23 protein-coding genes and 2 pseudogenes are annotated in these 24,882 nt (G+C 61.8%); 16 read left to right on the top strand and 9 right to left on the bottom strand.

What is annotated here, in order from left to right:
- The first annotated feature begins 71 nt into the window (after positions 1-71).
- The 3 genes from dprA (at position 72) to M0808_RS00490 (ending at position 2,697) form a co-directional block, all read left to right on the top strand.
- Positions 72-1,169, top strand: a complete 1,098-nt coding sequence (dprA, locus tag M0808_RS00500) for a DNA-processing protein DprA (RefSeq protein ID WP_139055030.1) — start codon at positions 72-74, stop codon at positions 1,167-1,169.
- A 55-nt stretch (positions 1,170-1,224) separates the two neighbouring features.
- On the top strand, positions 1,225-1,782 hold the full coding sequence (locus tag M0808_RS00495; RefSeq protein WP_003220243.1) for an L-threonylcarbamoyladenylate synthase: 558 nt from the start codon (positions 1,225-1,227) through the stop codon (positions 1,780-1,782).
- A 240-nt stretch (positions 1,783-2,022) separates the two neighbouring features.
- Positions 2,023-2,697, top strand: a complete 675-nt coding sequence (locus M0808_RS00490; protein ID WP_202369293.1) for a hypothetical protein — start codon at positions 2,023-2,025, stop codon at positions 2,695-2,697.
- Positions 2,698-2,762: 65 nt separating this feature from the next.
- On the opposite strand, the gene M0808_RS00485 is transcribed toward M0808_RS00490, so the two are convergent.
- Positions 2,763-3,740: a quinone oxidoreductase gene (locus M0808_RS00485; RefSeq protein WP_115988543.1), complete on the bottom strand. Its 978-nt coding sequence runs from the start codon at positions 3,738-3,740 to the stop codon at positions 2,763-2,765.
- 163 nt (positions 3,741-3,903) lie between these two features.
- Here M0808_RS00485 and hemF point away from each other — a divergent pair, with 163 nt between their 5' ends.
- Positions 3,904-4,818, top strand: coding sequence for an oxygen-dependent coproporphyrinogen oxidase (hemF, locus tag M0808_RS00480; protein ID WP_047597005.1), 915 nt, complete (start codon positions 3,904-3,906; stop codon positions 4,816-4,818).
- A gap of 9 nt (positions 4,819-4,827) precedes the next feature.
- Complete coding sequence (gene aroE / locus M0808_RS00475) at positions 4,828-5,649, top strand: shikimate dehydrogenase (RefSeq protein ID WP_247839477.1); 822 nt, start codon at positions 4,828-4,830, stop codon at positions 5,647-5,649.
- Between the two features lie 90 nt (positions 5,650-5,739).
- Here aroE and M0808_RS00470 read toward each other — a convergent pair whose 3' ends face one another.
- The 3 genes from M0808_RS00470 to betC all read right to left on the bottom strand — a co-directional run bounded on the left by M0808_RS00470 (position 5,740) and on the right by betC (position 10,013).
- Positions 5,740-7,308, bottom strand: coding sequence for a SulP family inorganic anion transporter (locus M0808_RS00470; RefSeq protein WP_247839475.1), 1,569 nt, complete (start codon positions 7,306-7,308; stop codon positions 5,740-5,742).
- A gap of 254 nt (positions 7,309-7,562) precedes the next feature.
- Entirely contained in the window at positions 7,563-8,483 is a 921-nt protein-coding gene (choX, locus tag M0808_RS00465) for a choline ABC transporter substrate-binding protein (RefSeq protein ID WP_247839473.1), read from the bottom strand.
- A gap of 15 nt (positions 8,484-8,498) precedes the next feature.
- Complete coding sequence (betC, locus tag M0808_RS00460) at positions 8,499-10,013, bottom strand: choline-sulfatase (protein ID WP_247839471.1); 1,515 nt, start codon at positions 10,011-10,013, stop codon at positions 8,499-8,501.
- A 114-nt stretch (positions 10,014-10,127) separates the two neighbouring features.
- Between betC and M0808_RS00455 the strand changes: the two genes are divergently transcribed.
- Positions 10,128-11,078 carry a LysR family transcriptional regulator gene (locus tag M0808_RS00455; RefSeq protein ID WP_247839469.1) on the top strand — a complete coding sequence of 317 codons (951 nt, stop codon included), beginning with the start codon at positions 10,128-10,130 and terminating at the stop codon, positions 11,076-11,078.
- 4 nt (positions 11,079-11,082) lie between these two features.
- On the opposite strand, the gene M0808_RS00450 is transcribed toward M0808_RS00455, so the two are convergent.
- On the bottom strand, positions 11,083-11,745 hold the full coding sequence (locus tag M0808_RS00450) for an NAD(P)H-binding protein (RefSeq protein WP_247839467.1): 663 nt from the start codon (positions 11,743-11,745) through the stop codon (positions 11,083-11,085).
- A gap of 83 nt (positions 11,746-11,828) precedes the next feature.
- On the opposite strand from M0808_RS00450, the gene M0808_RS00445 reads away from it, so the two are divergent.
- Positions 11,829-12,155 (top strand): DOPA 4,5-dioxygenase family protein, encoded by a 327-nt coding sequence (locus M0808_RS00445; protein WP_098966448.1) that lies wholly within the window; start codon positions 11,829-11,831, stop codon positions 12,153-12,155.
- Here the strand turns inward: M0808_RS00445 and M0808_RS00440 are convergent, their stop codons facing one another.
- A complete protein-coding gene (locus tag M0808_RS00440) occupies positions 12,156-12,557 on the bottom strand; it encodes a GFA family protein (RefSeq protein WP_247839465.1) in 402 nt (133 codons plus the stop codon). It abuts the gene before it with no gap.
- Between the two features lie 323 nt (positions 12,558-12,880).
- Here M0808_RS00440 and M0808_RS00435 point away from each other — a divergent pair, with 323 nt between their 5' ends.
- Entirely contained in the window at positions 12,881-14,188 is a 1,308-nt protein-coding gene (locus M0808_RS00435) for a CitMHS family transporter (RefSeq protein ID WP_007954069.1), read from the top strand.
- Between the two features lie 70 nt (positions 14,189-14,258).
- Positions 14,259-15,026: a TerC family protein gene (locus tag M0808_RS00430; RefSeq protein WP_003220266.1), complete on the top strand. Its 768-nt coding sequence runs from the start codon at positions 14,259-14,261 to the stop codon at positions 15,024-15,026.
- 29 nt (positions 15,027-15,055) lie between these two features.
- Here the strand turns inward: M0808_RS00430 and M0808_RS00425 are convergent.
- Positions 15,056-15,163: pseudogene (locus M0808_RS00425) on the bottom strand (metal ABC transporter ATP-binding protein); the annotation flags it as partial.
- A gap of 360 nt (positions 15,164-15,523) precedes the next feature.
- On the opposite strand from M0808_RS00425, the gene M0808_RS00420 reads away from it, so the two are divergent.
- Both M0808_RS00420 and M0808_RS00415 read left to right on the top strand, forming a co-directional pair.
- Positions 15,524-17,182: a Na/Pi cotransporter family protein gene (locus tag M0808_RS00420; protein WP_247839463.1), complete on the top strand. Its 1,659-nt coding sequence runs from the start codon at positions 15,524-15,526 to the stop codon at positions 17,180-17,182.
- Between the two features lie 166 nt (positions 17,183-17,348).
- Entirely contained in the window at positions 17,349-18,737 is a 1,389-nt protein-coding gene (locus tag M0808_RS00415; protein ID WP_247839461.1) for an insulinase family protein, read from the top strand.
- Here M0808_RS00415 and M0808_RS28540 read toward each other — a convergent pair.
- Positions 18,737-18,835: pseudogene (locus M0808_RS28540) on the bottom strand (metal ABC transporter ATP-binding protein); the annotation flags it as partial. The gene M0808_RS00415 and the pseudogene M0808_RS28540 overlap by 1 nt on opposite strands.
- A gap of 93 nt (positions 18,836-18,928) precedes the next feature.
- On the opposite strand from M0808_RS28540, the gene M0808_RS00405 reads away from it, so the two are divergent.
- Genes M0808_RS00405 through M0808_RS00385 form a run of 5 tightly spaced genes read left to right on the top strand, consistent with a single transcriptional unit; the run spans position 18,929 to position 23,523 of the window.
- Positions 18,929-19,957 carry a DUF5924 family protein gene (locus tag M0808_RS00405; protein WP_096797617.1) on the top strand — a complete coding sequence of 343 codons (1,029 nt, stop codon included), beginning with the start codon at positions 18,929-18,931 and terminating at the stop codon, positions 19,955-19,957.
- Positions 19,958-20,011: 54 nt separating this feature from the next.
- Positions 20,012-21,160: an ABC transporter permease gene (locus M0808_RS00400; protein WP_098966456.1), complete on the top strand. Its 1,149-nt coding sequence runs from the start codon at positions 20,012-20,014 to the stop codon at positions 21,158-21,160.
- On the top strand, positions 21,157-21,960 hold the full coding sequence (locus M0808_RS00395; protein ID WP_007962720.1) for an ABC transporter ATP-binding protein: 804 nt from the start codon (positions 21,157-21,159) through the stop codon (positions 21,958-21,960). The genes M0808_RS00400 and M0808_RS00395 overlap by 4 nt, the downstream gene beginning before the upstream one ends.
- Before the next feature lies 1 nt (position 21,961).
- Entirely contained in the window at positions 21,962-22,900 is a 939-nt protein-coding gene (locus M0808_RS00390; RefSeq protein ID WP_247839459.1) for an MlaD family protein, read from the top strand.
- A complete protein-coding gene (locus tag M0808_RS00385) occupies positions 22,897-23,523 on the top strand; it encodes an ABC-type transport auxiliary lipoprotein family protein (RefSeq protein ID WP_202369305.1) in 627 nt (208 codons plus the stop codon). The genes M0808_RS00390 and M0808_RS00385 overlap by 4 nt, the downstream gene beginning before the upstream one ends.
- A 121-nt stretch (positions 23,524-23,644) precedes the next feature.
- On the opposite strand, the gene M0808_RS00380 is transcribed toward M0808_RS00385, so the two are convergent.
- The gene (locus M0808_RS00380; RefSeq protein ID WP_025112290.1) at positions 23,645-24,874 is read right to left on the bottom strand and encodes a spore maturation protein; all 1,230 of its coding nucleotides are present in this window, start codon (positions 24,872-24,874) and stop codon (positions 23,645-23,647) included.
- Between the last annotated feature and the right edge of the window lie 8 nt (positions 24,875-24,882).

Below are 24,882 nucleotides of genomic sequence, written 5' to 3'. Positions count from 1 at the left end.
AGTTACCAACAGAGTTATCCACAGCTTGTTCCGAATGGTTCGGGACTTATAACGATCAAGGATGATCCACGATGCTGTCTGCCTGTACGCCGGTTTCCCCTGCGGAACTGGAAGCGCGTTTGCGCCTGCACCGCTTGCCGGAAATCGGTCCGAAACGTTTTGCCAAACTGCTTGAAGCCTTCGGCTCGGCGTCAAAAGCCCTGAGCGCGCCGGCCAGTGCCTGGCGAGCGCTGGGTCTGCCAGCGGCGTCGGCCGAGGCCCGGCGCAGCCCTGAAGTGCGCGACGGCGCCAGCCATGCATTGCGCTGGCTAGAGCGGCCCGGCCAGCATCTATTGATGTTGGACCAGGCGGATTATCCGGCGCTGCTGGCGCAGATCCCTGACCCGCCACCGCTGTTGTTCGTCGCCGGTGATCCGCTGATTCTGGAAAAACCGCAACTGGCGATGGTCGGCAGTCGCAGCGCGTCGCGCCCGGGAATGGATACCGCCGCCGCGTTTTCCCGCAGCCTCGCCGGGGCCGGTTTCGTCATCACCAGTGGGCTGGCGTTGGGTATCGATGCGGCTGCCCATCAAGCCGCGCTGGACGTCGGCGGGCAAACCGTCGGCGTACTCGGCACCGGCCTGGAAAAGTTTTATCCACAGCGCAATCGCCGACTCGCCGACGCGATGATTGCCTCGGGCAGCGCGGTGCTTTCGGAGTTTCCACTGGACGCCGGGCCGACGGCGAGCAACTTCCCCAGGCGCAACCGGATCATCAGCGGTTTGTCCCTCGGTGTGCTGGTGGTCGAGGCGAGTGTCGCCAGCGGTTCACTGATCACCGCTCGGCTGGCGGCGGAGCAGGGCCGCGAGGTGTATGCGATTCCCGGCTCGATCCATCACCCCGGTGCGCGCGGCTGCCATCAGTTGATCCGCGACGGCGCGGTGCTGGTGGAAACCATCGAACACATTCTCGAAGCCCTGCGCGGCTGGCAGCATTTGCCGTTATCCACAGACCCGCCGGATTCCGCGCATCCCTTGCTTGATCTGCTGCACGCCGCGCCGCACACCAGCGAAGCCTTGGTCGAAAGCAGCGGCTGGGCGTTGCCCAAAGTCCTCGCGGCGCTCACCGAGCTGGAAATGGACGGCCGCGCAGTGTGTGAAAACGGTCGCTGGCTGGCGAGGACACGCTAGGTTTTACAGGGAAGATCGGTAAACTGCGCAAAACCTGTTTTCGGAGAGTTTTTTCATGGTCAACAGTTGGCGTGTGCAACAAGCCGCACGAGAGATTCGCGCCGGGGCGGTGATTGCCTATCCAACCGAAGCCGTCTGGGGGCTGGGTTGCGACCCGTGGAACGAAGAGGCAGTGGATCGTCTGCTGGCGATCAAGAACCGTTCGGTGGACAAGGGCCTGATCCTGGTCGCCGACAACATCCGCCAGTTCGACTTCCTGTTCGAAGACTTCCCGCAAGAGTGGCTCGACCGCATGGCCAGCACCTGGCCGGGGCCGAACACCTGGCTGGTGCCGCATCAGAACCTGTTGCCGGAATGGGTGACGGGCGTGCATGACACGGTGGCGCTGCGGGTCAGCGATCACCCGCAGGTGCGGGATCTGTGCTCGATGGTCGGGCCGCTGATTTCCACCTCGGCCAACCCGCAGGGGCGGCCGGCGGCGCGCACGCGGTTGCGCGTCGAGCAGTATTTCCGTGGGCAGATCGACCTGATCCTTGGCGGGCAACTGGGCGGGCGCAAGAACCCCAGCGTGATTCGCGATCTGGCAACCGGCAAGGTCATTCGTCCCGACTGATCCTGCGTCGAAAACCTTTACTGTGAGTCTTCCTCGCCTTGATGGTGAGGAGGACTACGCGCGCCTGCGATTTATCCTGCAATGACGGCAGTGTCCTTGTCGGAAAAGTCGCCAAGTCCCCGGATTCATTGGCTTTTCCCACTTGATTATCAGACTTTCTGGTGTGGCGGAATCGGCAAAAGCAACCATCCTTTCCCTGCACTCGAAACACTTCGATAAGTTAAGGTCTGCGGAGAAAGAATGGACACTACCAATTTGCAACTCACGGATTACCTGCAGGCGCTTCAAGTGACGTTGAAGAGTCACCATGAGGGTTGTCGCATCGTGATGCTGGAAGCAGGGGCGGATACTCAGGAGTTCGACCGGTTTATCGATCGGCAATTTCGGCTTCGGTTGCAGCATTACATGCTGACTTCACGGGCGCGGATGCTCGAAACCAGACTGGCGATAAAGTCGCGCAGTACTCATTTCCTGCTGTATCGGCACGATCAACTGTTGGCGGTATTGAGAGCGACTCCGGCACCGTTCGAGTGGGTATCGCTGGCGCAGCAACACGTTTCTCCCACAGTAGCGCTGTCGCGCCATGTCGAATTCAGTCGATTGATGTCGTACACGCCCAATCAGTTGCCCATCGCGGTCAACGGTCTGCTGGCGGCCGCTACCGAGTGGGCCATTAAACGCGGTTATAACGGGGTAACCGCGTTGTGCAGATCGCAACAACTGCGCTTCTACCAGCGTTTCGGCCTGATGCCGATCGCCTCCAATGCCCTGCATATCGACCAGCGCGCACGCGGCGATTACTGGGTATTGTCAGCCGAGTGGCGGCAAATCCTCGCGGCGGTGCAACAGCCTGATCACGCGACGGTCGGCCACGTGGTGCAAAAACCGTTGGAGTGTCATCTGCCGAGGTGTTGAACGCGTTCGAACTGACTTGCCAGCCATGGGTTTGCAACCCTGACTGGCAAGACGCCGAAGGTTTGTCAGGGCAGCAGGATGGTCGAACCGGTGGTGCGCCGTGCCGACAATTCGGTCTGCGCCTTCGCCGCATCAGCCAGTGGATAGCGCTGGCTGATGCTCACCTTGAGCTTGCCGCTGATGATCATCTCGAACAGCTCGTCGGCCATGCGCTGCAGGTTCTCGGCGTTGTTGGCGTAGGTCGCCAGGGTCGGGCGGGTCACGTACAGCGAGCCCTTGGCCGAAAGAATCCCCAGATTCACCCCGTCCACCGCACCGGAGGCATTGCCGAAACTCACCACCAGTCCACGCGGCGAAACGCTGTCGAGCGAGGTCAGCCAGGTGTCTTTGCCGACGCCGTCGTACACCACCGGGACTTTCTTGCCGTCGGTCAGCTCCAGCACCCGCTGTGCCACGTTTTCGTGGCTGTAATCGATGGTTGCCCAGGCACCGTTGGCCTTGGCCAGTTCGGCTTTTTCCTTCGAGCTGACCGTACCGATCAGCTTCACGCCCAGTGCCTTGGCCCATTGGCAGGCCAATGAACCGACACCCCCGGCAGCGGCGTGGAACAGAATGGTTTCGCCACCCTTGAGTTCATAGGTCTGGCGCAGCAGGTACTGCACGGTGAGACCCTTGAGCATGACCCCGGCTGCGGTCTCGAAGCTGATTTCGTCCGGCAGCTTCACCAGATTGGCTTCGGGCAGGGTGTGCAACTGGCTGTAGGCACCCAGCGGGCCGCTGCCATATGCCACGCGATCACCGACCTTGAACCGGGTGACGTCGCTGCCCACCGCATCGACGATGCCGGCGCCTTCTGCGCCGAGGCCGGACGGCAAGGCCGGCGGGGCATACAGACCGCTGCGGTAATAGGTATCGATGAAGTTCAGGCCGATCGCCTTGTTCGCCACCCGCACCTGATTCGGGCCGGGCGCGGCGGGTTCGTAGTCAACAAACTCGAGCACTTCGGGACCGCCGTGGGCGCGGAACTGGATACGCTTTGCCATCTGCCTGCTCTCCTTGGGTCGTTTGTAAGCCCCCTATCCAACTCCCCTGCTTGATCTTCGTCAACTGCGGCGCGCAGGTTTGCGGTGTTATGCTACGCGCCCATTTGCGCCGCCCCCTGCCTGCGGGGCGCCCGCGTAGTTATGCCCGATTCAAGGTGAAGCCATGACGACCCGCACCGACGCCGTAAAGGCCTATCTGCTCGATTTGCAAGACCGCATCTGTGCCGCGCTGGAAACCGAGGACGGCGGCACGCGCTTCGTCGAAGACGCCTGGACCCGGCCTGCCGGTGGTGGCGGCCGTACCCGCGTGATCGAAAACGGTACGGTGATCGAAAAGGGCGGCGTCAACTTTTCCCACGTGTTCGGCAGCGGGCTGCCGCCGTCGGCCAGCGCCCATCGCCCGGAACTGGCCGGTCGCGGTTTCGAAGCCCTCGGCGTGTCGCTGGTGATTCACCCGCACAACCCGCATGTGCCGACGTCCCACGCCAACGTGCGCTTTTTCATCGCCGAGAAGGAAGGTGAAGAGCCGGTCTGGTGGTTCGGCGGCGGCTTCGACCTGACCCCGTATTACGGCAACGAAGAAGACTGCATCCACTGGCACCGCGTCGCCGAGCAGGCCTGCGCACCGTTCGGTGCGGACGTCTATCCGCGTTACAAGGCCTGGTGCGACACCTATTTCCACATCAAGCATCGCCATGAACCGCGTGGCATCGGTGGTCTGTTTTTCGATGACCTGAACGAGTGGGACTTCGACACCAGTTTCGCCTTCATGCGCGCCATCGGTGATGCCTACATCGACGCTTACCTGCCCATCGTGCAGCGCCGCAAGAATGATGTGTTCACTGCGAAACAGCGTGAATTCCAGGAATTCCGCCGTGGCCGCTACGTCGAGTTCAACCTGGTCTACGACCGAGGCACCCTGTTCGGCCTGCAATCGGGCGGGCGTACCGAGTCGATCCTCATGTCGTTGCCGCCGCAAGTGCGCTGGGCCTATGACTTCAAGGCCGAGCCCGGCAGCGAAGAAGCGCGCCTGACCGACTACTTCCTGCAAGACCGTGACTGGCTGGCCCAGGCCTGAGGACTGCTGATGGATCGTTACGTCGTTTTCGGTAACCCGATCGGCCACAGCAAGTCGCCGATGATTCACAAACTGTTCGCCGAGCAGACCGGTCAGCGCCTCGACTACAGCACCCTGCTGGCGCCGCTTGACGACTTCAGCGCCTGCGCCATGGCGTTCTTCCAGGACGGTCGCGGCGCCAACGTCACGGTGCCGTTCAAGGAAGAAGCCTTTCGCCTGGCCAATAGCCTTACCGCTCGCGCGCAACGGGCGGGTGCGGTGAACACCTTGAGTAAACTGGTCGACGGTTCGCTGCTCGGCGACAACACCGACGGCGCCGGTCTGGTGCGTGACCTGACGGTGAATGCCGGGGTCAGCCTGACCGGCAAACGCATCCTGCTGCTCGGCGCTGGCGGCGCGGTGCGTGGCGCGCTGGAGCCGTTGCTGGCCGAGAAGCCGGCGTCGGTGATTATCGCCAACCGAACGGTGGACAAGGCCGAGCTGCTGGCCGAGCTGTTCTGTGATCTGGGGCCGGTGTCGGCCAGTGGTTTCGACTGGTTGCAGGAGCCGGTGGACGTGATCATCAACGCCACTTCCGCCAGCCTCACCGGCGACGTGCCGCCGATTGCCGCGAGCCTGATCGAGCCGGGCCAGACCCTGTGCTACGACATGATGTACGGCAAGGAGCCGACTGCGTTCTGCCGTTGGGCCAGCGAGCATGGCGCGGCAGTGTCAATGGATGGTCTGGGGATGCTGGCTGAACAGGCGGCCGAGGCGTTTTTCCTGTGGCGCGGTGTGCGTCCGGATACGGCGCCGGTACTGGCCGAACTACGCCGCCAGTTGGCCCTTTAAAAGCTTCGCGAGCAAGCCCGCTCCCACATTGGAATGCGATCAAATGTGGGAGCGGGCTTGCTCGCGAATGGCCGCACCGCCGATCTTGGATCAATCCTCAAACCGGATCGGACACTTTTCCGGCCCTTCGAGCTTCCGCAACTCCTCCACCACCTGCGGCCGCGCCCGGCGCAGGGTCAGGCTGCGATCCTGACGCAGCAGGCGCCGCGCCTCCTGATGCAGCATCTCCACCCCCGAGTAATCGATGAAGTTGATCTGCTGCGCCTCGATCACCACCCGCGTACCGTGCAGCCGTTGCAGGCGCACTTGCAGGTAATGGCTGGCGCCGAAGAAGATCGAGCCGCCGACTCGCAGTACGTCCTCCTCACCCTCGCGGGAATGCTGCACTCGCGGTTGCGAGGTGCGCTTGAGGTAGAAGAACAGCGACGCCAGGACCCCGGCATAGATTGCCGTCTGCAGTTCCAGTAGCAGCGTGGCGAGGCAGGTCAGCGCCATGACCACGAACTCGGCACGGCTGACCCGCAGCAACGAACGGATCCCGCGATGGTCCACCAGCCCCCAGGCGATCAGTAGAATGCTCCCGGCCATCGCCGGAATCGGAATGTGTGAAATCAGCCCGGCGCCGAAAATCGCGAACAGCGCGACCCAGATCGCCGAAAACACCCCGGCCAGCGGCGAACAGGCGCCCGCCTCGTAACTCAGGCCTGAGCGGGTGAACGAACCGGCGGAGAGCGATCCGGAAAAAAATGCCCCGACAATATTCGACAAGCCCTGTGCGCGGACTTCCTGGTTGGCATCAAGCAACTGCTGCGAACGTGCAGCAATCGAACGGGCAATCGACAGGCTGGTGACCAGACCGAGCATGCCTACCGCCACCGCGCTCGGCAGCAAGCGCAGCACCAGATCGAGATCCAGCGGCAGCGCACTGAACGGTGGCAGGCGTCCGACAAAGGCGCTGACCAGATGCACGTGGCCGAACATCGCCGGCCATAACCACACCACTGCGCTGCCCAGCACCAGCGTTATCAACAGAGTCGGCCAGCGCGGCAGCAGTTGTCTGAGGACAAAACCGACCAGCACCGTGGCCACACCCAACACCAGTGATGGTTTATCCACAGCCCGCAGGTGTTGCAGCAGGTCCATCAGACTGGCCAGCGCCGTGGCTTTCGCCGGCAGATCCAGCCCCAGCAGATTCGGCAACTGGCCGATGGCGATCACCACCGCCGCGCCGAGGGTGAAACCGAGCACCACCGAATGCGAGACGAAATTCACCAAAGCGCCGAAGCGCAGCAACCCCAGCAGCCACTGAAAAATCCCCGCGAGGAAGGTGAGCAGCAGGATCAGCGTGATGTAGTCCTGTGACGCCGGCACGGCCAAGGGACTGATGCTGGCATACAGCACAATCGAAATCGCTGCAGTCGGGCCGCAGATCAGATGCCACGACGAACCCCACAGACAGGCAATCAGCACCGGGATGATCGCCGCATAGAGGCCGTATTCCGGCGGCAGGCCGGCGATCAGCGCGTAGGCGATCGACTGCGGCAACGCGAGAATCGCACCGCTCAGGCCAACGACCAGATCCCGGCCGACGCTGGCGCGGGTTTGCCGGGGCAGCCAGGTCAGGAAGGGAAAGAGTGAATGGCGACTTGGCAGGGCCATGGGTCCTCGCGGGCGGGTTTTGTTCAAGGTTATCAGGGTGCCAGGGTAAAGGCCCTCACCCTAACCCTCTCCCGGAGGGAGAGGGGACTGATCGAGGTGAAAGAGGGAAGTACGCCGACCTGAGATATCCAGTCGAACTCAGGTTCTGAACAACATAAAGATCGGCTCCCTTCCCCCTCGCCCCCTCTCGGGGAGAGGGCTGGGGTGAGGGGGCAAAAATCTCAAGCCGAGCAAAATTCAAAGCCATCCCACGGTCAAAGCTTTGCCTTTACAGCCGCCAAAGCATCCTTGCCATCCACGGTCTTCACCCCCTCCAGCCACTTGTCCAGCACCGCCGGATTGGCCTTGATCCATGCCTTCACCGCATCGGCATTGCTGACTTTCTTGTTCACCACCTCAGCCATGATGCTGTTCTCCATGTCCTGGGTGAACGTCAGGTTGGTCAGCAACTTGCCCACATTCGGGCAGGCCTCGGCGTAGCCTTTGCGCGTCAGGGTGTAGACGCTGCCGGTGTCGCCGAAATACTTCTCGCCGCCCTTGAGGTAATGCATCTTCAGCTGCACGTTCATCGGGTGCGGGGTCCAGCCGAGGAAGGTGACGAATTTCTGCTTCTTCACTGCCCGCGACACTTCGGCGAGCATCGCCTGTTCGCTGGATTCGATCAGCTTCCACTGGCCGAGGTCGAAGTCGTTCTTCTTGATGATTTCCTGCAGCGAGATGTTCGCTGGCGCACCGGAGCCGATGCCGTAGATCTTCTTGTCGAACTTGTCGGCGTATTTGTTCAGGTCGGCAAAGTCATGCACACCGGCGTCCCACACATAATCCGGGACGGCCAGGGTGAACTCGGTGCCGTCGAGATTCTTCGCCAGTTGCGTGACGTCACCGGTGCCGACGAACTTGTCGTAGAAGCCCTGCTGCGCCGGCATCCAGTTGCCGAGGAACACATCCACCTGACCGTCCTTCAAACCGCCGAAGGTGATCGGCACCGCGAGGGTGTCGACCTTGGCCTTGTAGCCCATGCCGTCCAGCAGAAACCCGGTGATGGCGTTGGTCGCGGCGATGTCGCTCCAGCCCGGGTCGGCCATTTTCACCGTTTCGCAGCTTTGCTCGGCGAATGCCGAGGCACTGCCCAGAGCCAGCAGGCCAATCGTCAGTGCTGTGGATAACTTGCGCATGGACTTCCCCTTACATTATTGGTTTTGGCAGGGTTGTGGATAACGGGCCTTGCGCTCCAGATCGTCGAGGTCGATGTGGTTGCGCATGTACTGCTGACTGGCATCCACCAGCGGCTGGTGATCCCAGCTCTTCAGCTTGCCGATGGTCAGGGCATCGGCGACAAAACGCCGGCGGCGCTGGCTGCCGAGCACTTCGCGGTGAATCGCCGTGATGTCCCACTTGGCCCGGGCTTCGGTGAGAAAATCGTCGAACAGCTGGCGATGTTGCGATGACTGGCTGAGTTCTTCGAGCTCACGCGGGTCGTTATGCACATCGAAGAGTAGGCACGGGTCGCTTTCACTGTAGATAAATTTGTAGGCGCCGCGGCGGATCATCATCAGTGGACTGATGGTGCCTTCGGCCATGTATTCGCCGAATACTTCGTCATGCCCGCCCTGCCCTTGCAGGTGCGTCAGCAGCGAGCGGCCGTCCAGCGGCAAGTTCGGCTCCAGGCTGCCGCCGGCCAGTTCAACGAAGGTCGGCAACAGGTCGGCGGTGGACACTGCCGCGCTAACCCGGCCGGCAGCGAACTGCCCCGGCGCACTGATCAGCAGCGGCACCCGTGCAGCCATCTCGAACCAGTGCATTTTGTACCAGAGGCCTTTCTCGCCAAGCATGTCGCCGTGGTCGCCGGAGAAGACAATGATGGTGTCGTCGATCAGCCCGGTATCTTCGAGGGTTTGCAGGAGTTTGCCGACGTTGTCGTCGATGTAGCTGCACGCTCCGAAGTAGGCACGCCGAGCATCGCGAATCTTATCCACAGGCAGCGGCTTGTCCCACAGATCGTAGACCTTGAGCAGGCGCTGCGAGTGCGGATCGAGGGAATGTTGCTCCGGGGTGGTCGGCAACGGGATGTCACCGTCGTCGTACAAATCCCAGAACGCCTTGGGAATCGTGTACGGGTCGTGTGGGTGGGTCATCGACACGGTCAGGCAGAACGGCTGATCGCCGTCCTCACGAATGTGATCGAACAGGTATTGCTGGGCCTTGAACACCACCTCTTCATCGAAGTCGAGCTGGTTGGTGCGCACGCACGGTCCGGCCTGCAGCACCGACGACATGTTGTGATACCAGCTCGGGCGCACGTCCGGCTCGTCCCAGTTCACTGCCCAGCCGTAGTCGGCCGGGTAGATGTCGCTGGTCAGGCGCTCTTCATAACCGTGCAACTGATCCGGGCCGCAGAAATGCATCTTGCCCGACAGCGCGGTGCGGTAACCGAGGCGACGCAGGTAGTGGGCGTAGGTCGGAATATCGGCAGGGAAATCGGCGGCGTTGTCGTAGGCGCCGATCTTGCTCGGTAACTGGCCGCTGACCAGAGTGAAACGCGACGGCGCGCACAGCGGACTGTTGCAGTAAGCGGCATCGAACACCACGCCCTGAGCGGCGAGGCACGAAAGATTCGGCAGTTTGATTGGCGACGGGCCGTAGATTGGCAACATTGGCGCGGCCATTTGATCGGCCATGATGAAAAGAATGTTCTTGCGCTTCATGTGATCGCGGCATTCCATAGTGAATATTTATGCGACATTGCTGCGATCGAGCATGGAGTCCATGCCCCGTCCGGTAAAGCCTGCGCCGGACAATGACTAGGATAAGCACAGCTTATGTATGACGCCCTCGGCAGTCTGTCCCTCGACCTGTTGCGCGCATTCGAAGCGGCGGCGCGTCATCACAGTTTTACTGCGGCGGCGGTTGAGCTGGGCACCACGCAGCCAGCGATCAGTCAGCAGATCAAGCGTCTGGAAGAACAGCTGGGAGTACGACTGTTTGACCGGATCTATCGCGGTATTGAACTGACCGAGGGCGGCGCGATCCTGTTCGAGCAGGTTCAGCTCGGTTTGCAGAATATCGACGCAGGATTGAGTGCTATCAGTACGCAGCAACAACACGAGGTATTGCAGGTCGCCACCGATTTCGCCTTCGCCGCCTACTGGCTGATGCCACGCCTGTACCGCTTCCACGAAGCCAACCCGAACGTCGATGTCAGCCTGGTCACCAGCGAGCGCAGCCACAACATGCTGCGCACCGACATCGATGTCGCGATCTTGTTTGGCGACGGGCGTTTCAAGCAGGGCGAAAGCCATTGGCTGTTCAGCGAGGAAGTGTTTCCGGTGTGCAGTCCGCAATTGCTCAAGGAGCGTGCCCTGCCCTTGCCTGCCCAGGCGTTGCTGGAGTTGCCGCTGCTGCACCTGCGCGGTGAAAACAGCAGCAACTGGTTTGACTGGAGCGGGCTGTTTCGCGAACTGGGCATCAGTACCCCGCCAGCACCGGGCCAATTGCGTTTCGACAATTACACCTTGTTGATTCAAGCGGCGATTGGCGGTCAGGGTGTGGCCATCGGCTGGCGCCACCTTGTGGATAACTTGCTGAGCCAAGGCTTGCTGTGTCGGCCGATCGCCGAGACCACGTTGTCGCGCCTCGGTTATTACGTGGTGCTGCCGCAACGCAAACGCCGGGGCGCGTTGATTCAGCAGTTTGTCGACTGGTTAATGGCCGAGCAGGCCAGCAGCGCCGAATCTCTCGCCGGGGTAGCGTTACCGTCGATTGCGGTTTGAAGGCTCAGCCAGTTGCGGCGACAAAATTCACATGCTGCCCCACATGCAGATTCAACTGCAGCTCATCGGCAATCCCGACCGCCACCCGGTTCAGCCGTTCCAGCGGCTCTGCCAGCCCCGGCTCGAGATTGCCGCCGACCTGGCTGAAATGCTCGATGGTCAGCCCTGCCACCCCATGCGGCGCATTCACCAGCGTCCACTGCAACGGGCTGCTTTGCAGGGCCTCGCGGATTTCTTCGGCGGCGTGGCGTTGCAACCCGTCGTCCAGCTCAACCTCATCGAGTACGGCAAAATTACCCACCAGAAACAGCCGTGGCACGTTGGCCATTTGCAAACCGTCGACCAACGCATCGACCGCCAAAACCTGTTCCACCGGGCCGAGCACCACGGACCTTTCCACATGGTCGCTGCTGAACGGCAGACCCGGTGCGTCCAACAAGCAGATCACTGCCGAGCTGCCCGCTACGCTCTGCTTGACCCGCTCGGCATCGAACAGATCGCCGCTTTTGGTGCGCAGGCCCGGACGTGGTGCGAGTACGTTCAAATCGTCGAGAATCGCGATGACTTCGTGCTGCCGTCGCAGCAATTCAGCCATCAACGCACCGCCCAGGCTGGCCATGGCACCATAGAGCACCATTTTCACCGTCGGGGTTTCGGCATTTTTCATGGCTGATTCCTTTTTGTTGTCCCTCGTATGGCGTGTGACACGCAGCCTGCGCCGAGGGTTCGAACCGATTCAGAGGCTTTCAGATGCACGCAATCAATGGCTATCACGCCCACGTCTATTTCGACGCTGACTCAATTGATCAGGCGCGCGCTTTGTGTGAACAGGCGGCGCAGTTGTTTCCTCTGAAGATGGGGCGCGTCCATGAGCGCCCGGTCGGCCCGCATCCAGACTGGAGCTGCCAGTTGGCTTTCGGCCCGGAGCTGATCGGTGAGGTGTTGCCGTGGCTGGCGCTCAATCGCAAGGGGCTGGTGGTGTTTTTGCACCCCGACACTGGCGATGATTTGCTCGATCACACCGAGCACGCGATCTGGATGGGCGCGATGCGGCCGCTGGATCTGTCTATTTTTTGATCAAAGGGTTTCTTCGGGCTCGCCCGGCAGATGCTCGTCCAGATGCAGCCAGGGCAATTGGCTGTTCGTCCAGATGTGCCGCTCGGCCGGCGCCCGCTCCGGGTGATCCAGCGTGGCGATGGTCACATCGATGCTCTCAGGGCTGAGCAATGTCACCAGCGCCAGCTGCGCGCCACAACGTGGACAGAAATACCGCGCGCAACTGCTCGACGAGTCATAGCGCGATGGCGTGCCGCTCAGCCACTGGAAGCTGGCCGCCGCCACGGTAATCCACGTGGTGACAATCCCACCGCTGACTTTGCGGCAGATCGAGCAGTGGCAGTGGGCAATGTCGTGCAACGGCCCGCTGAACTGATAGCGAATCTGTCCGCAGTGGCAGCCACCACTGTGCACTTCTTCCATGTCCCAGCCCTCCCGTCCCCGAAATGATTGACTCTAGCCGCATCCGACAGCCGGTTGGCCATTCGCCTGAAGCTTTCGTCAGCGAAAGGTAGCTGAAAGGTTGCCCGATTAGGATCGCCGCCACTACCGGCAACAGACCGGTTGGCCAACGCGTGTGATCGCTCGCACGTCAGGCCCAATTAACAACAACAATGGTGATTCTGATGTCCTCTGTAGCCCGCCTTCTCGCTGAAACTCCGCCCGTACGTCTCGTGCTTCCCGTTCTGCGCTGATCCCTTCCGATCCGCTCACTCAATTAGCCGCGCTACGCCTGGAGTAATCCCATGCTGACTTTCCTTGGCTTTGCCATGGTCATCACGTTCATGTTCCTGATCATGACCAAGCGCCTGTCTGCGCTGATCGCCCTGATCATCATCCCGATCCTGTTCGCCCTGTTCGGTGGTTTCGCGCCGAAGATCGGCCCGATGATGCTCGAAGGCATTACCAAGCTTGCGCCGACCGGCGTGATGCTGATGTTCGCCATTCTGTACTTCGCCCTGATGATCGACTCCGGCCTGTTCGACCCGGCCGTGCGCAAGATCCTCAAACTGGTCAAGGGCGACCCGTTGAAAGTTTCGGTCGGTACCGCCGTGCTGGCGCTCGTCGTTTCCCTCGATGGTGACGGCGCGACCACTTACATGATCTGCGTGGCCGCCATGCTGCCGCTGTACAGCCGCATCGGCATGAGCCCGCGGATCATGGCCGGTCTGATCATCCTCGCCGGTGGCGTGATGAACATGACCCCGTGGGGTGGCCCAACCGCCCGTGCCGCCAGTGCGCTGCATGTCGACCCGTCGGACATCTTCGTACCAATGATCCCGGCGATGGCCGCCGGTGTGGTGGCGATCCTGATCATTGCCTACTTCTACGGCAAACGTGAGCGTGCGCGTCTGGGCGAGCTGCACCTGATCGGCGACGAGATTGATCACAGTGAAATCAGCGTCTCGCAGTTCCCCGATGCCCGCCGTCCGAAGCTGATCTGGTTCAACGGCCTGCTGACCCTGGCGCTGATGTGCACCCTGATCGCCGGCCTGCTGCCGCTGCCGGTGTTGTTCATGGTGGCGTTCAGCATCGCGATGATCGTCAACTACCCGTGCCTGCAAATGCAGAAGGACCGCGTTGCGGCCCACGCCGGCAGCGTGCTGTCGGTGGTCAGTCTGATTTTCGCTGCGGGTATCTTCACCGGTATCCTGTCCGGAACCGGCATGGTCGACGCCATGTCGAAAAGTCTGCTGGCAGTGATTCCGGACTTCCTCGGCCCGTACCTGGCGGTGATCACGGCGCTGGTGAGCATGCCGTTCACATTCTTCATGTCGAACGACGCGTTCTACTACGGCGTGTTGCCGGTGCTCTCCGAAGCGGCCAGCCATTACGGCATCACCGCAGTGGAAATGGCCCGTGCCTCGATCGTCGGTCAGCCCGTCCACTTGCTCAGCCCGCTGGTGCCGTCGACGTATCTGCTGGTGGCGCTGGCCGGTATCGAATTCGGTGATCACCAGCGTTTCACCCTGAAGTGGGCAGTGCTGGTCTGCCTGTGCATACTGGTGGCCGCCTTGCTGCTGGGGACGTTCCCGCTGTTCAGCACGTTGTAACGGCATTCACTCACCATGACGCCAGCTGCTTGCTGGCGTCATGGTTTAACACTCGCTCAAAGGAATACACATGGATTGGCTGACCAACCCCGAAATCTGGGTTGCCTTCTTTACCCTGACCGCCCTGGAAATCGTTCTGGGCATCGATAACATCATCATGATTTCGATCCTGGTCAGCCGCATGCCCAAGCACATGCAGCAGCGCACGCGGATCTTCGGCCTGGGCCTGGCGATGATCACGCGGATCCTGTTGCTGCTGTCGATCACCTGGGTCATGCGCCTCACCGCCGACCTGTTCGTGGTGTTCGGCCAGGGTATTTCCGGGCGCGACCTGATTCTGTTCTTCGGTGGCCTGTTCCTGCTGTGGAAGAGCTCGCAGGAGATGTACCACGCGCTGGAAGGCGAAGACGAAACAGGCGACGAGCCTTCGGGCAAGGGCGGCAACTTCCTCTACACCATCATCCAGATTGCGATCATCGACATCGTGTTCTCGCTGGACTCGGTAATCACCGCCGTCGGCATGGTCTCCCATGTGCCGGTCATGGTCGCGGCAATCGTCGTCGCCGTGCTGGTGATGATGGCGGCCTCGGGCAAGATCAGCGAGTTCATCGACAAGCACCCGTCGCTGAAGATGCTGGCGCTGTCGTTCCTGCTGGTGGTCGGTACCGTACTGATCGCCGAGTCGTTCGACGTGCACGTACCGAAAGGCTACGTCTACTTCGCCATGGCGTTCTCGCTGGCGGTGGAAGCGATCAACATCAAACTGCGCGGCGCGATGGCCCGGAAGAAACAGCAGCAGGATCCGGTGAAACTGCGCAAGGACGTGCCGGGGCAGTAATCCGGTAGTCCAGCAACACGCAACACCCCTTGTGGGAGCGGGCTTGCTCGCGAAGGCGGCGTGTCAGTCGACGATGATGTTGGCTGACCCAGCGCTTTCGCGAGCAAGCCCGCTCCCACAGTTGTTTCTGCATTCAGGCAGGGGGGACGAGGTTGTGCAGCACCCGGTTCACCGCCAGTTCGCTGCGTTTAATCCCCTCAAGCTCTGACACAAAAACCTGTGGGAGCGGGCTTGCTCGCGAAGGCGTCGTATCAGTCGATAGAAATGTTGACTGGCCCACCGCTTTCGCGAGCAAGCCCGCTCCCACAGGGGAATCGGGGTTTTCAGGTCAGGTGGATAAAGCCATTTTCATGACACTTTTGTTTCAATCCGCACTTTAGCTGTGCAATGCTGGCGCCCAGTCCGTTAGCCAACTACAGCTTAAGTATCAAAAACGTAGAAACCGCGCGGTACCGTCAACTTGCCCCTTTGGGGCTCTGCAACTACAGGGGGTCTGCATGCTCACCCTGCTCAATTTGCTGTCTGCCGTGGCCCTGCTGATCTGGGGCACGCACATAGTCCGAACCGGCATCCTGCGGGTGTACGGCACCAATCTGCGCCATGTGATTGGCCAGAACATGTCCAAACGCTGGCTCGCGTTCGTCGCCGGCATCGTCGTGACTGCGATGGTGCAGAGCAGCAACGCCACGGCCATGCTCGTCACCTCCTTCGTCGGTCAGGGCTTGATGGCGCTGACCCCGGCGCTGGCGACCATGCTTGGCGCCGACGTCGGTACCGCGCTGATGGCGCGGGTGCTGACCTTTGACCTGTCGTGGCTGTCGCCGCTGCTGATTTTCCTCGGGGTGATTTTCTTTCTGTCGCGCAAACAGACGCGGCTCGGGCAGATGGGCCGGGTCAGCATCGGTCTGGGGCTGATCATTCTCGCGCTGCAACTGATCGTGGAGGCCGCCGCACCGATTACCCACGCCCAAGGGGTGAAGGTGATCTTTGCTTCGCTGACCGGCGACATCCTCCTCGACGCCCTGGTTGGTGCGTTGTTCGCGATGATTTCCTATTCCAGCCTCGCCGCCGTGCTCCTGACCGCGACGCTGGCCGGCGCCAGCGTGATCAGCCTGCCGGTGGCGATCGGTCTGGTGATCGGCGCCAACATCGGCAGCGGCGTGCTGGCGTTCATGAGCACCAGCATGCAGAACGCGGCCGGGCGGCAAGTGGCGCTGGGCAGCCTGCTGTACAAACTGATCGGCCTGCTGCTGATCATCCCGGTGCTCGATCCGCTGGTGCACTGGATGGACGGCCTGGATTTCAGTCCGCAGGAAATGGTCATCGGCTTCCACTTGCTCTACAACACCGCGCGCTGCCTGATCCTGCTGCCCAGCGTCGCGCCGATGGCACGCCTGTGTGCCTGGCTGCTGCCGGAGCGCCAGGAGGTCAACGGCACCGCCAAGCCGCGGCATCTCGATGCGACGGCGCTGGTCACCCCGAGCCTGGCGCTGGCCAACGCGGCCCGCGAGACCCTGCGCATAGGCGACCTGATCGACAACATGCTCGACGCGATGCTCGATGTGCTGCGCGGCAAGCAGACCGCCATTACCCAGGAAATGCGCCGACTGACCGATGACGTCGAAGCGCTGTACAGCGCGATCAAGCTGTATCTGGCGCAAATGCCCCGCGAGGATCTCGGCGAACAGGACAGTCGGCGCTGGGCAGAGACCATCGAATTGGCGATCAACCTGAAACTGGCCAGCGACCTGATCGAACGCATGCTGCGCAAGGTGCAGCAGCAGAAGACTTCGCAGCGTCGGTCGTTTTCCGAAGAAGGCCTGGAGGATCTGGCCGGGCTGCATCAGCAACTGATCGCCAACCTGCGCCTCGGCCTGTCAGTGTTCCTCAGCGGCGACAAGGAAAGCGCCCGTCAGCTGTTGCGCGAGAAACGTCGCTTTCGCGCACAGGAACGGCGTCTGGCCCATGCCCATGTCAGCCGTTTGCAACGTAAGATCGTGCAGAGTCTGGAAACCAGTTCGCTGCACTTGGAGCTGATTGCGGATATGAAGCGCTTGAATTCGCTGTTTTGCAGCAGTGCTTATGTGGTGCTGGAAACGGCCGATACCGGGGCGCTGGAAGCGGATGATATTGCCGACATTACGCATTCGCCTTGAACGTCTGGGGCTGGGGTCAGTCAGTAACATTGATTCAGCCTTAAGACCTTCGCGAGCAAGCTCGCTCCCACATTTGAAATGCATTCCCCTGTGGGAGCGAGCTTGCTCGCGAATGCCGGCCTGAATAGCGACACGGATCTCCAAATCAGCCGTATGGAAGCCTGTTATGCGTTGCCTGTTGTTCGCCTGTCTGTTGCTCGGTTCCCTGCCCGCCTTCGCCGTTGATCGCTTTCAGGTCGAAGGCTACGCGCTGCCCAACGGTTTGCAGCTGTTGCTCAAACCCGGCACCGAGCGCGGGCATGTGGCGATTCGTCTGGTGGTGGGCGTCGGTCTCGACGATTTCGACTGCGATGAAAAAGAGCTGCCGCACCTGCTTGAGCACCTGCTGTTCAGCGGCGTCGATGCCACCGGCGAAGGCGGCCTCGAGGAGCGCATGCAGGCGCTGGGCGGTGAGTGGAACGCGTTTACCAGCAACGCCGACACCACGTTCGTCATCGAAGCCCCGGCAAAGAATCAGCGCAAGGTCCTCGACCTGTTGCTCGACCTTTTGACCCAGACCCGCATCGACGACAGCGCGATCAACGCTGCCAAACGTGTGGTCGAGCGCGAGGACGGCGGCCATTACACGCGCCTGCAACGCTTTCTCGACCGCCAGGATCTGGGCCACACCGCGAGCAATCAACTGGCGGTGGAATTGGGCCTGAAATGCCCGCAGCGGGCCGAGGTCGGTCACCTGACCCAGAAGCAACTGGAGCAGGTGCGCAAGACCTGGTACGCGCCGAACAACATGACCCTGATCGTCGTCGGTGAACTCGACAAACTGCTGCCGGCCTATCTGGAACGCACCTGGGGCGCGCTTGAAGCGGTGGACCCGGCGGAGCACCGTGAGCTGCCGGACATCCGCACCAGCGCCGCCCATGAACGCACCCTCACCCGTGGCTTCATCGGCGACAGCGCCAAGTTGCACTGGCTGGTGCCGGAGCCGATGCTCGACGATCAGTACGACGAGACCTTCGACATCCTCAAGGACTACCTCGACTGGGCGCTGTACCGGCAGATTCGCCTGAATCACGGCTTGTCCTACGGGCCATGGGCCGAGCGTGAAGTGTTTGGCGGGGTCGGCTTCATGAGCCTCAACGCTGACGTGGATCGCGATGACCTCGCCGAAGCCCAACAGGTGCTGGAAGACCTCAAGGCCGACCTGCTGAAAAACGGCCTCGACCCGGACACCTTCGCCCGGATCAAACAAGCCGCCATCGCCCATCAGGCCTGGGCGGTACAGGGCAACAGTGCGATGGCGGATTACTACTGGAGCGCACTGGGCGATTACGAGGACGGGCGCTTTGCCAACCCGGCCCGCGAGCTGCAAGGTGTGACCCTGGAAACGGCAAACAAGGCCATGCGCGAGTTGCTGTTGCAACCGGGATATCTGCGGATCGAAAAGCCGTTGCTCAGTGATGATGAGGTGTTGTGGCTGATTGCCGGTGGTCTGGGCGTGGTGTTGCTGGTGCTGATTGGCTGGCGCTTGCACCGTCGTAAGCCAGCCAAACACTGAACCTGTGGGAGCGGGCTTGCTCGCGAATGCGGTGTGTCATTCAGCAATGATGTCGACTGACACGGCCCCTTCGCGAGCAAGCCCGCTCCCACAGGGATCTGTGGTGATTTTACTGACCGGGAGCCTCGCCACGTCGCCCGGCGGACGGTACTCTGTCGAGGTTTTTTCCTACTCAGTCGTGAACCGCCAACATGCAGAAAATCCCCCTCCTGATCCAGCGCATTCTCGAGCTGATGAAGCGCTATCCCGGGGTGATTGCGCTTGGCGGTTTCATCTCCGGGGTCGGCAGTTTCATTCTGGTCGATCGCCAGCAGGGACTGGCGAGCTGGATCACCATCATCATGCTGCTGAGCTGGATCTGGCTGATGCTGGAGAACACCCTAACCGGGCTGTTCACGCGCATCTTCAAGCGGGAAATCCCCCAGCCGCTGCTGCGTTACGCGACGCAGATGATCCATCAGGAAAGCCTGTTTTTCGTCCTGCCGTTCTTCTTCATCACCACTACGTGGAACAGCGGCCAACTGATCTTCACCGGCCTGCTGTGCATCGCCGCGCTGATCTCGATTGTCGATCCGCTCTATTACAAATGGCTGGCGCCACGGCGCTGGGCGTTTCTCGCGTTGCACACCCTGACCCTGTTCGCCGCCCTGCTCACCGCGCTGCCGGTGATCATGCACCTGACCACCGCGCAAAGTTTCAAATGGGCACTGGGCACGGCGGTGGTGTTGTCGTTCCCGAGCCTGGCGTCGATCTTCCCGATCCGCACCGTGCGCAACGCGTTGGCCATTCTGTGCATCACCTTCGGCATTGGCGCGGTCGGCTGGACGCTGCGCTCGTGGGTGCCGCCGGCGACGCTGTGGATGACCGACGTGGCGATCAGCACTCAGTTGCAGGATCGCACCCCGGGCGACAGCCTCGAACAGGTCAGCGCCGAGCAGATCCGCAACGGCGGTCTCTACGCCTACACCGCAATCAACGCGCCGCGCGGGCTGGATGAGCGGATCTACCACGTGTGGCAGTTCGACGGCAAAGAGGTCGACCGCATCGCTCTCGATATCCACGGCGGGCGCAAGGAAGGTTACCGGGCGTGGACGCACAAGCAGAACTTCCCCGGCAACCCGGCAGGCAAGTGGCAGGTGCGGGTGCTGACTGAAGATGGTCAGGTGATCGGCGTGTTGCGTTTCGAAGTGACAGACAGCACAGCGATCAAAGAAAAGTAATCCGGTTCGTGCTATTACGTTAGTTCGCTTAATAGCCGGACAAGCACGGAGCTTATGATCAGCAGCTCAATGAGCGGTAATGCCCAGCTGGACACGTCAATCAGCCCTGCCCGCCTGCGGGTTTCCGGGGACTGGACGCTTGCCCATTACGCCGACCTCAAGCACCTGACCGAAAAACTGACCGGCCAGTACGACGCCAATACCGTGGTCGACCTCAACAGCCTCGGTGCGCTCGACACTGCGGGCGCTTCGTTGCTGGTGGAGCTGCTCGGTTCCGAGCGTCTGGGCAAATCCGCCGAACACCCCGACTGCACGATTTCCCAGGCTGACCGCGCGCTGCTGCAGACTGTGTATCGCTCGCTGACTGATTTCTGTGTGCCGGTCAAAGAGCCGGAAGTCAGTGTCAGCGTGCAACTGCTGACCCGCATCGGACGCGCCGTGGAAACGGTCTGGCAGGACACCCTGCAAGTGCTGGGTTTCATCGGCCTGATCCTCGAAACCATCGCCCGCAACCTGTTGCGCCCCAAGCGCTGGCGCATCACCCCCGTCGTCGCCCACATCGAACAGACCGGCCTCGACGCTGCGCCGATCGTGGCGCTGCTGACTTTTCTGGTCGGCGCGGTGGTGGCATTTCTCGGCGCCACGGTGCTGGCCAGTTTCGGCGCGACGATCTTTACCGTGGACCTGGTGGGCTTCTCTTTCCTGCGTGAGTTCGGCGTGTTGCTCACGGCGATCCTGATGGCCGGGCGCACCGCCAGCGCGTTCACCGCGCAGATCGGTTCGATGAAGGCCAACGAGGAGATCGACGCGATCCGCACCCTCGGCCTCGACCCGATGGAGCTGCTGGTGGTGCCGCGCGTGTTGGCGATGCTGGTGGCGCTGCCGATGCTGACGTTTCTGGCGATGCTCTGCGGGATCATCGGCGGTGGCGTGGTGTGCGCGGTGTCGCTGGGGATTTCGCCGGCGATGTTTCTCTCGCTGCTGCAGAGCGACATCGGTATTCAGCACTTTCTGGTCGGCCTGGTGAAAGCGCCGATCTTTGCCTTCCTGATCGCCACGATCGGTTGCCTGGAAGGCTTCAAGGTCAGCGGCAGCGCCGAATCGGTCGGTGCGCACACCACGTCAGCCGTGGTGCAGTCGATTTTCGTGGTGATCGTGCTCGATGCGGTGGCTGCGCTGTTCTTCATGGAGATGGGCTGGTGAGTCGTCTACCCCGCGCGCCCTCGGAGGCGGTGATCGAAGTCCGTGGCCTGTGCAATCGCTTTGGCAGCCAGAGCGTGCACGAGAATCTCGATCTGGATTTGTACAAGGGCGAAATCCTCGCCGTGGTCGGCGGCTCCGGCAGCGGTAAATCGGTGCTGTTGCGCAGCATTGTCGGCCTGCGCCGGCCCAGCGAAGGCAACGTGAAGGTGTTCGGACAGAACCTGCCGAGCCTGTCCGAGCATGAGCGTTCGCTGGTCGAGCGGCGCTTTGGTGTGTTGTTCCAGAAAGGCGCGCTGTTCTCCTCGCTGACGGTGACCGAAAACGTCGCCCTGCCGCTGATCGAGCACGCCGGATTGAGCCGTAACGACGCCGAGCATCTGGCGGCGGTGAAGCTGGCGTTGGCCGGGCTGCCGCTGTCGGCGGCGGACAAATACCCGGCCTCGCTGTCCGGCGGCATGATCAAGCGCGCCGCGTTGGCCCGAGCGCTGGCACTGGATCCGGACATCCTGTTTCTCGACGAACCCACCGCTGGCCTCGATCCGATTGGCGCAGCGGCGTTCGATCAACTGATCCTGACCCTGCGCGATGCGCTGGGCCTGAGCGTGTTTCTGGTGACCCACGACCTCGACACGCTCTACACCATCACCGACCGCGTGGCGGTGCTGGCGCAGAAGAAGGTGCTGGTTGCCGGCCCGATCGACGTGGTCTCGGAAACCGACGACGCGTGGATTCACGAATACTTCCACGGCCCGCGTGGCCGCTCGGCGCTGGACGCCGCCAAATTGCTCAACGAGGTCTGACATGGAAACCCGAGCCCATCATGTGTTGATCGGCCTGTTCTCAGTGATTGTCGTGGCAGGCGCCCTGCTCTTCGGCCTGTGGCTGGCCAAGTCCAGCGTCGACAGCGAGTTCAAGGATTATGAAGTGGTCTTCAACGAGGCGGTCAGCGGCCTGTCCAAGGGCAGCCCCGTGCAGTACAGCGGGATCAAGGTTGGTGACGTGGTCAGCCTGCGTCTCGACCCGAAAGACCCACGCCGAGTGCTGGCGCGGATTCGTCTGGGTGGGGACACCCCGGTCAAGGAAGACACCCAGGCCAAATTGGCACTGGCCGGGATTACCGGGACTTCGATCATCCAGCTCAGCGGCGGCACTCCAGAAAGTCCGAAGCTGCGTGGGCATGACGGCGAGCTGCCGACCATTGTCGCGGCACCCTCGCCTATTTCCCGGCTGCTCAACGACAGCAACGATTTGATGAGTGGCATCACCGCGCTGCTGAGCAACGCCAACCAGATGTTCTCCCCGGAGAACGTCGAGCGCGTCAGCAACACCTTGGCGCATCTGGAGCAGACCACCGGTTCGATCAACGATCAGCGCGGCGACCTGCGTCAGGCCATGCAGCAACTGGCGAGCGTCGGCAAGCAGGCCGGCAGCATGCTCGAGCAAACTTCGGCGCTGATGCGCAACGCCAACGGCCTGCTCAACGATCAGGGCAAGCAGGCGCTGGGCAGTGCCGAGCAGGCGATGAAGTCGCTGGAGCAAAGCAGCGCCACCATCAACGGTCTGCTGAGCAAGAATCAGAACTCCCTCGACAACGGAATGCAGGGCCTCAATGGCCTGGCGCCGGCGATCCGCGAACTGCGCGAGACCCTGACTTCGCTGCGCGGCATTTCGCAACGCCTTGAGGCCAACCCCAGCGGCTACTTGCTGGGCAGTGACAAGAACAAGGAATTCACCCCATGAAGCTGACTCACTTCGCTCTCCTCGCCAGCCTCGCCTTGACCAGTGCCTGCTCGATCCTGCCCAAGGCCGAACCTTCGGATGTCTATCGCCTGCCTGCCGCGCAAGCGCCTGCCTCGGCCAGCTCAGTGGCGACCCAGCATTGGTCGCTGCGCCTGAACAAGTTGCAGGCCAGCGAAGCGCTGAACCGGCCGAACATCGCGGTGATTCCCCAGGGTGACGTGATCAGCAGCTACAAGGCTTCGCGCTGGAGCGATCCGGCGCCGGTGCTGGTGCGTAATCGGCTGCTGGATGGCTTTGCCCGGGATGGTCGGGTGACGCTGCTCAGCACCGATGACAGCAACTTCGCTGCGGACCTGGAACTGGGCGGCAGCTTGCAGGCGTTTCAGACTGAGTATCAGGGCAATCAGGCCAGCGTCGTGGTGCGCGTCGATGCGCTGCTGGTGCGCGGCTACGACCAGAAGATTCTCGCCAGCCGCCGCTTCGAAGAGCGTCAGCCGTTGAACGATGTGCAGGTGCCGGCGGTGGTCGCGGGGTTTGGACAGGCCAGTGATCGGCTGACGGCCAAGGTTGTCGCTTGGGCTGTTCAGCAAGGCCAGCAATTCACCCAACAACCCAGACCTTAAACCTCATACATAACCCCTGTGGGAGCGGGCTTGCTCGCGAAGGCGGTGTGTCAGTCAATATACAGGTCGACTGACCCGCCGCTTTCGCGAGCAAGCCCGCTCCCACAATGGGGATTCGTGGTTAACCGAAGAACCAGTAGCAGACGCCAATCGCACCGAGTACGCCGGCCAATTCGGCCAGCAGCGCGCATCCAACGGCGTGCCTTGCGCGCTGAATCCCCACCGCACCGAAATACACCGCCAGTACATAGAACGTGGTCTCGGTACTGCCCTGAATCGTCGCCGCCACCAGTGACGGGAAGCTGTCGACGCCGGAAGTCTTCATGGTCTCGATCAGCATCGCCCGTGCGGCGCTGCCGGAAAACGGTTTGACCATCGCCGTCGGCAACGCATCGACAAAACGCGTATCCCACCCGGCCCACTGCACCAGATGCCGAATGCCATCCAGACCAAAGTCCAGCGCGCCCGAGGCACGCAGCACGCCAATCGCGCAGAGCATCGCCACCAGATACGGCAGCAGGTTCTTGGCGACGTCGAAGCCCTCCTTCGCGCCCTCGACGAACGCTTCGTAAACCTTGACCTTGCGTAACGCGCCGATCACCAGGAACAGCATGATCAGGCCGAACAGCGTCAGGTTGCCAAGGATCGACGACAGCCCGGCCAGCGCCGTGGCCGACATCGTCGCCAGCAGCGCCATGAAGCCGCCGAGGATCAGTGCGCCGGGAATCAGATAGGCCAGCACCACCGGGTCCCAGATGCGCAGGCGCTGCATGAACGCCACCGAAAGGAAGCCGACGATGGTCGAGCAACTGGTCGCCAACAGGATCGGCAGAAACACCAGGGTCGGATCTGGTGCGCCTTGCTGGGCGCGGTACATGAAGATTGTCACCGGCAACAGGGTCAGCGACGAGGCGTTGAGCACCAGGAACAGGATCTGCGCGTTGCTGGCGATGGTCGCGCTGGGGTTGAGCTCCTGCAGCGCCTTCATGGCCTTGAGGCCGATCGGCGTGGCGGCGTTGTCCAGACCCAGACCATTGGCGGCGAAGTTCAGGGTAATCAGACCGAGTGCCGGATGACCGGCCGGGACTTCCGGCATCAGCCGCAGGAACAGCGGCCCGAGCACCTTGGCCAGCCACTCGACGATTCCGGCCTTCTCGGCGATGCGCAGAAAGCCCAGCCACAGGGTCAGCGTGCCGAACAGCAGCACCATGACCTCGACCGAGAGTTTGGCCATGGCGAAAATGCTTTCCACCATCGCCGCGAAAATCCCGGCGTTGCCACCGACCAGCCACTGCACCAGCGCAGATATTGCTGCCACGACGAAGAAGCCAAGCCACAGGCCATTAAGCATCAGTCAAA

It is taken from the genome of Pseudomonas sp. MWU12-3103b, assembly GCF_023100615.1.
Lineage (GTDB): Bacteria > Pseudomonadota > Gammaproteobacteria > Pseudomonadales > Pseudomonadaceae > Aquipseudomonas > Aquipseudomonas putida_A.
Note: the sequence above shows the minus strand (reverse complement) of the source record. Positions and strands in the feature narration are given on the sequence as shown.

Excerpts from the sequence above, each read along its gene's own strand:
- M0808_RS00415 (WP_247839461.1), top strand. The coding sequence starts at position 17,349 with ATGCGTTGCCTGTTGTTCGCCTGTCTGTTGCTCGGTTCCCTGCCCGCC.
- betC (WP_247839471.1), bottom strand. The coding sequence starts at position 10,013 with ATGAAGCGCAAGAACATTCTTTTCATCATGGCCGATCAAATGGCCGCG.
- aroE (WP_247839477.1), top strand. The coding sequence starts at position 4,828 with ATGGATCGTTACGTCGTTTTCGGTAACCCGATCGGCCACAGCAAGTCG.
- M0808_RS00405 (WP_096797617.1), top strand. The coding sequence starts at position 18,929 with ATGCAGAAAATCCCCCTCCTGATCCAGCGCATTCTCGAGCTGATGAAG.
- M0808_RS00485 (WP_115988543.1), bottom strand. The coding sequence starts at position 3,740 with ATGGCAAAGCGTATCCAGTTCCGCGCCCACGGCGGTCCCGAAGTGCTC.
- M0808_RS00495 (WP_003220243.1), top strand. The coding sequence starts at position 1,225 with ATGGTCAACAGTTGGCGTGTGCAACAAGCCGCACGAGAGATTCGCGCC.
- choX (WP_247839473.1), bottom strand. The coding sequence starts at position 8,483 with ATGCGCAAGTTATCCACAGCACTGACGATTGGCCTGCTGGCTCTGGGC.
- M0808_RS00420 (WP_247839463.1), top strand. The coding sequence starts at position 15,524 with ATGCTCACCCTGCTCAATTTGCTGTCTGCCGTGGCCCTGCTGATCTGG.
- M0808_RS00390 (WP_247839459.1), top strand. The coding sequence starts at position 21,962 with ATGGAAACCCGAGCCCATCATGTGTTGATCGGCCTGTTCTCAGTGATT.
- M0808_RS00385 (WP_202369305.1), top strand. The coding sequence starts at position 22,897 with ATGAAGCTGACTCACTTCGCTCTCCTCGCCAGCCTCGCCTTGACCAGT.
- M0808_RS00380 (WP_025112290.1), bottom strand. The coding sequence starts at position 24,874 with ATGCTTAATGGCCTGTGGCTTGGCTTCTTCGTCGTGGCAGCAATATCT.
- M0808_RS00490 (WP_202369293.1), top strand. The coding sequence starts at position 2,023 with ATGGACACTACCAATTTGCAACTCACGGATTACCTGCAGGCGCTTCAA.
- M0808_RS00400 (WP_098966456.1), top strand. The coding sequence starts at position 20,012 with ATGATCAGCAGCTCAATGAGCGGTAATGCCCAGCTGGACACGTCAATC.
- M0808_RS00470 (WP_247839475.1), bottom strand. The coding sequence starts at position 7,308 with ATGGCCCTGCCAAGTCGCCATTCACTCTTTCCCTTCCTGACCTGGCTG.
- M0808_RS00455 (WP_247839469.1), top strand. The coding sequence starts at position 10,128 with ATGTATGACGCCCTCGGCAGTCTGTCCCTCGACCTGTTGCGCGCATTC.
- hemF (WP_047597005.1), top strand. The coding sequence starts at position 3,904 with ATGACGACCCGCACCGACGCCGTAAAGGCCTATCTGCTCGATTTGCAA.
- M0808_RS00440 (WP_247839465.1), bottom strand. The coding sequence starts at position 12,557 with ATGGAAGAAGTGCACAGTGGTGGCTGCCACTGCGGACAGATTCGCTAT.
- dprA (WP_139055030.1), top strand. The coding sequence starts at position 72 with ATGCTGTCTGCCTGTACGCCGGTTTCCCCTGCGGAACTGGAAGCGCGT.
- M0808_RS00430 (WP_003220266.1), top strand. The coding sequence starts at position 14,259 with ATGGATTGGCTGACCAACCCCGAAATCTGGGTTGCCTTCTTTACCCTG.
- M0808_RS00435 (WP_007954069.1), top strand. The coding sequence starts at position 12,881 with ATGCTGACTTTCCTTGGCTTTGCCATGGTCATCACGTTCATGTTCCTG.
- M0808_RS00450 (WP_247839467.1), bottom strand. The coding sequence starts at position 11,745 with ATGAAAAATGCCGAAACCCCGACGGTGAAAATGGTGCTCTATGGTGCC.
- M0808_RS00445 (WP_098966448.1), top strand. The coding sequence starts at position 11,829 with ATGCACGCAATCAATGGCTATCACGCCCACGTCTATTTCGACGCTGAC.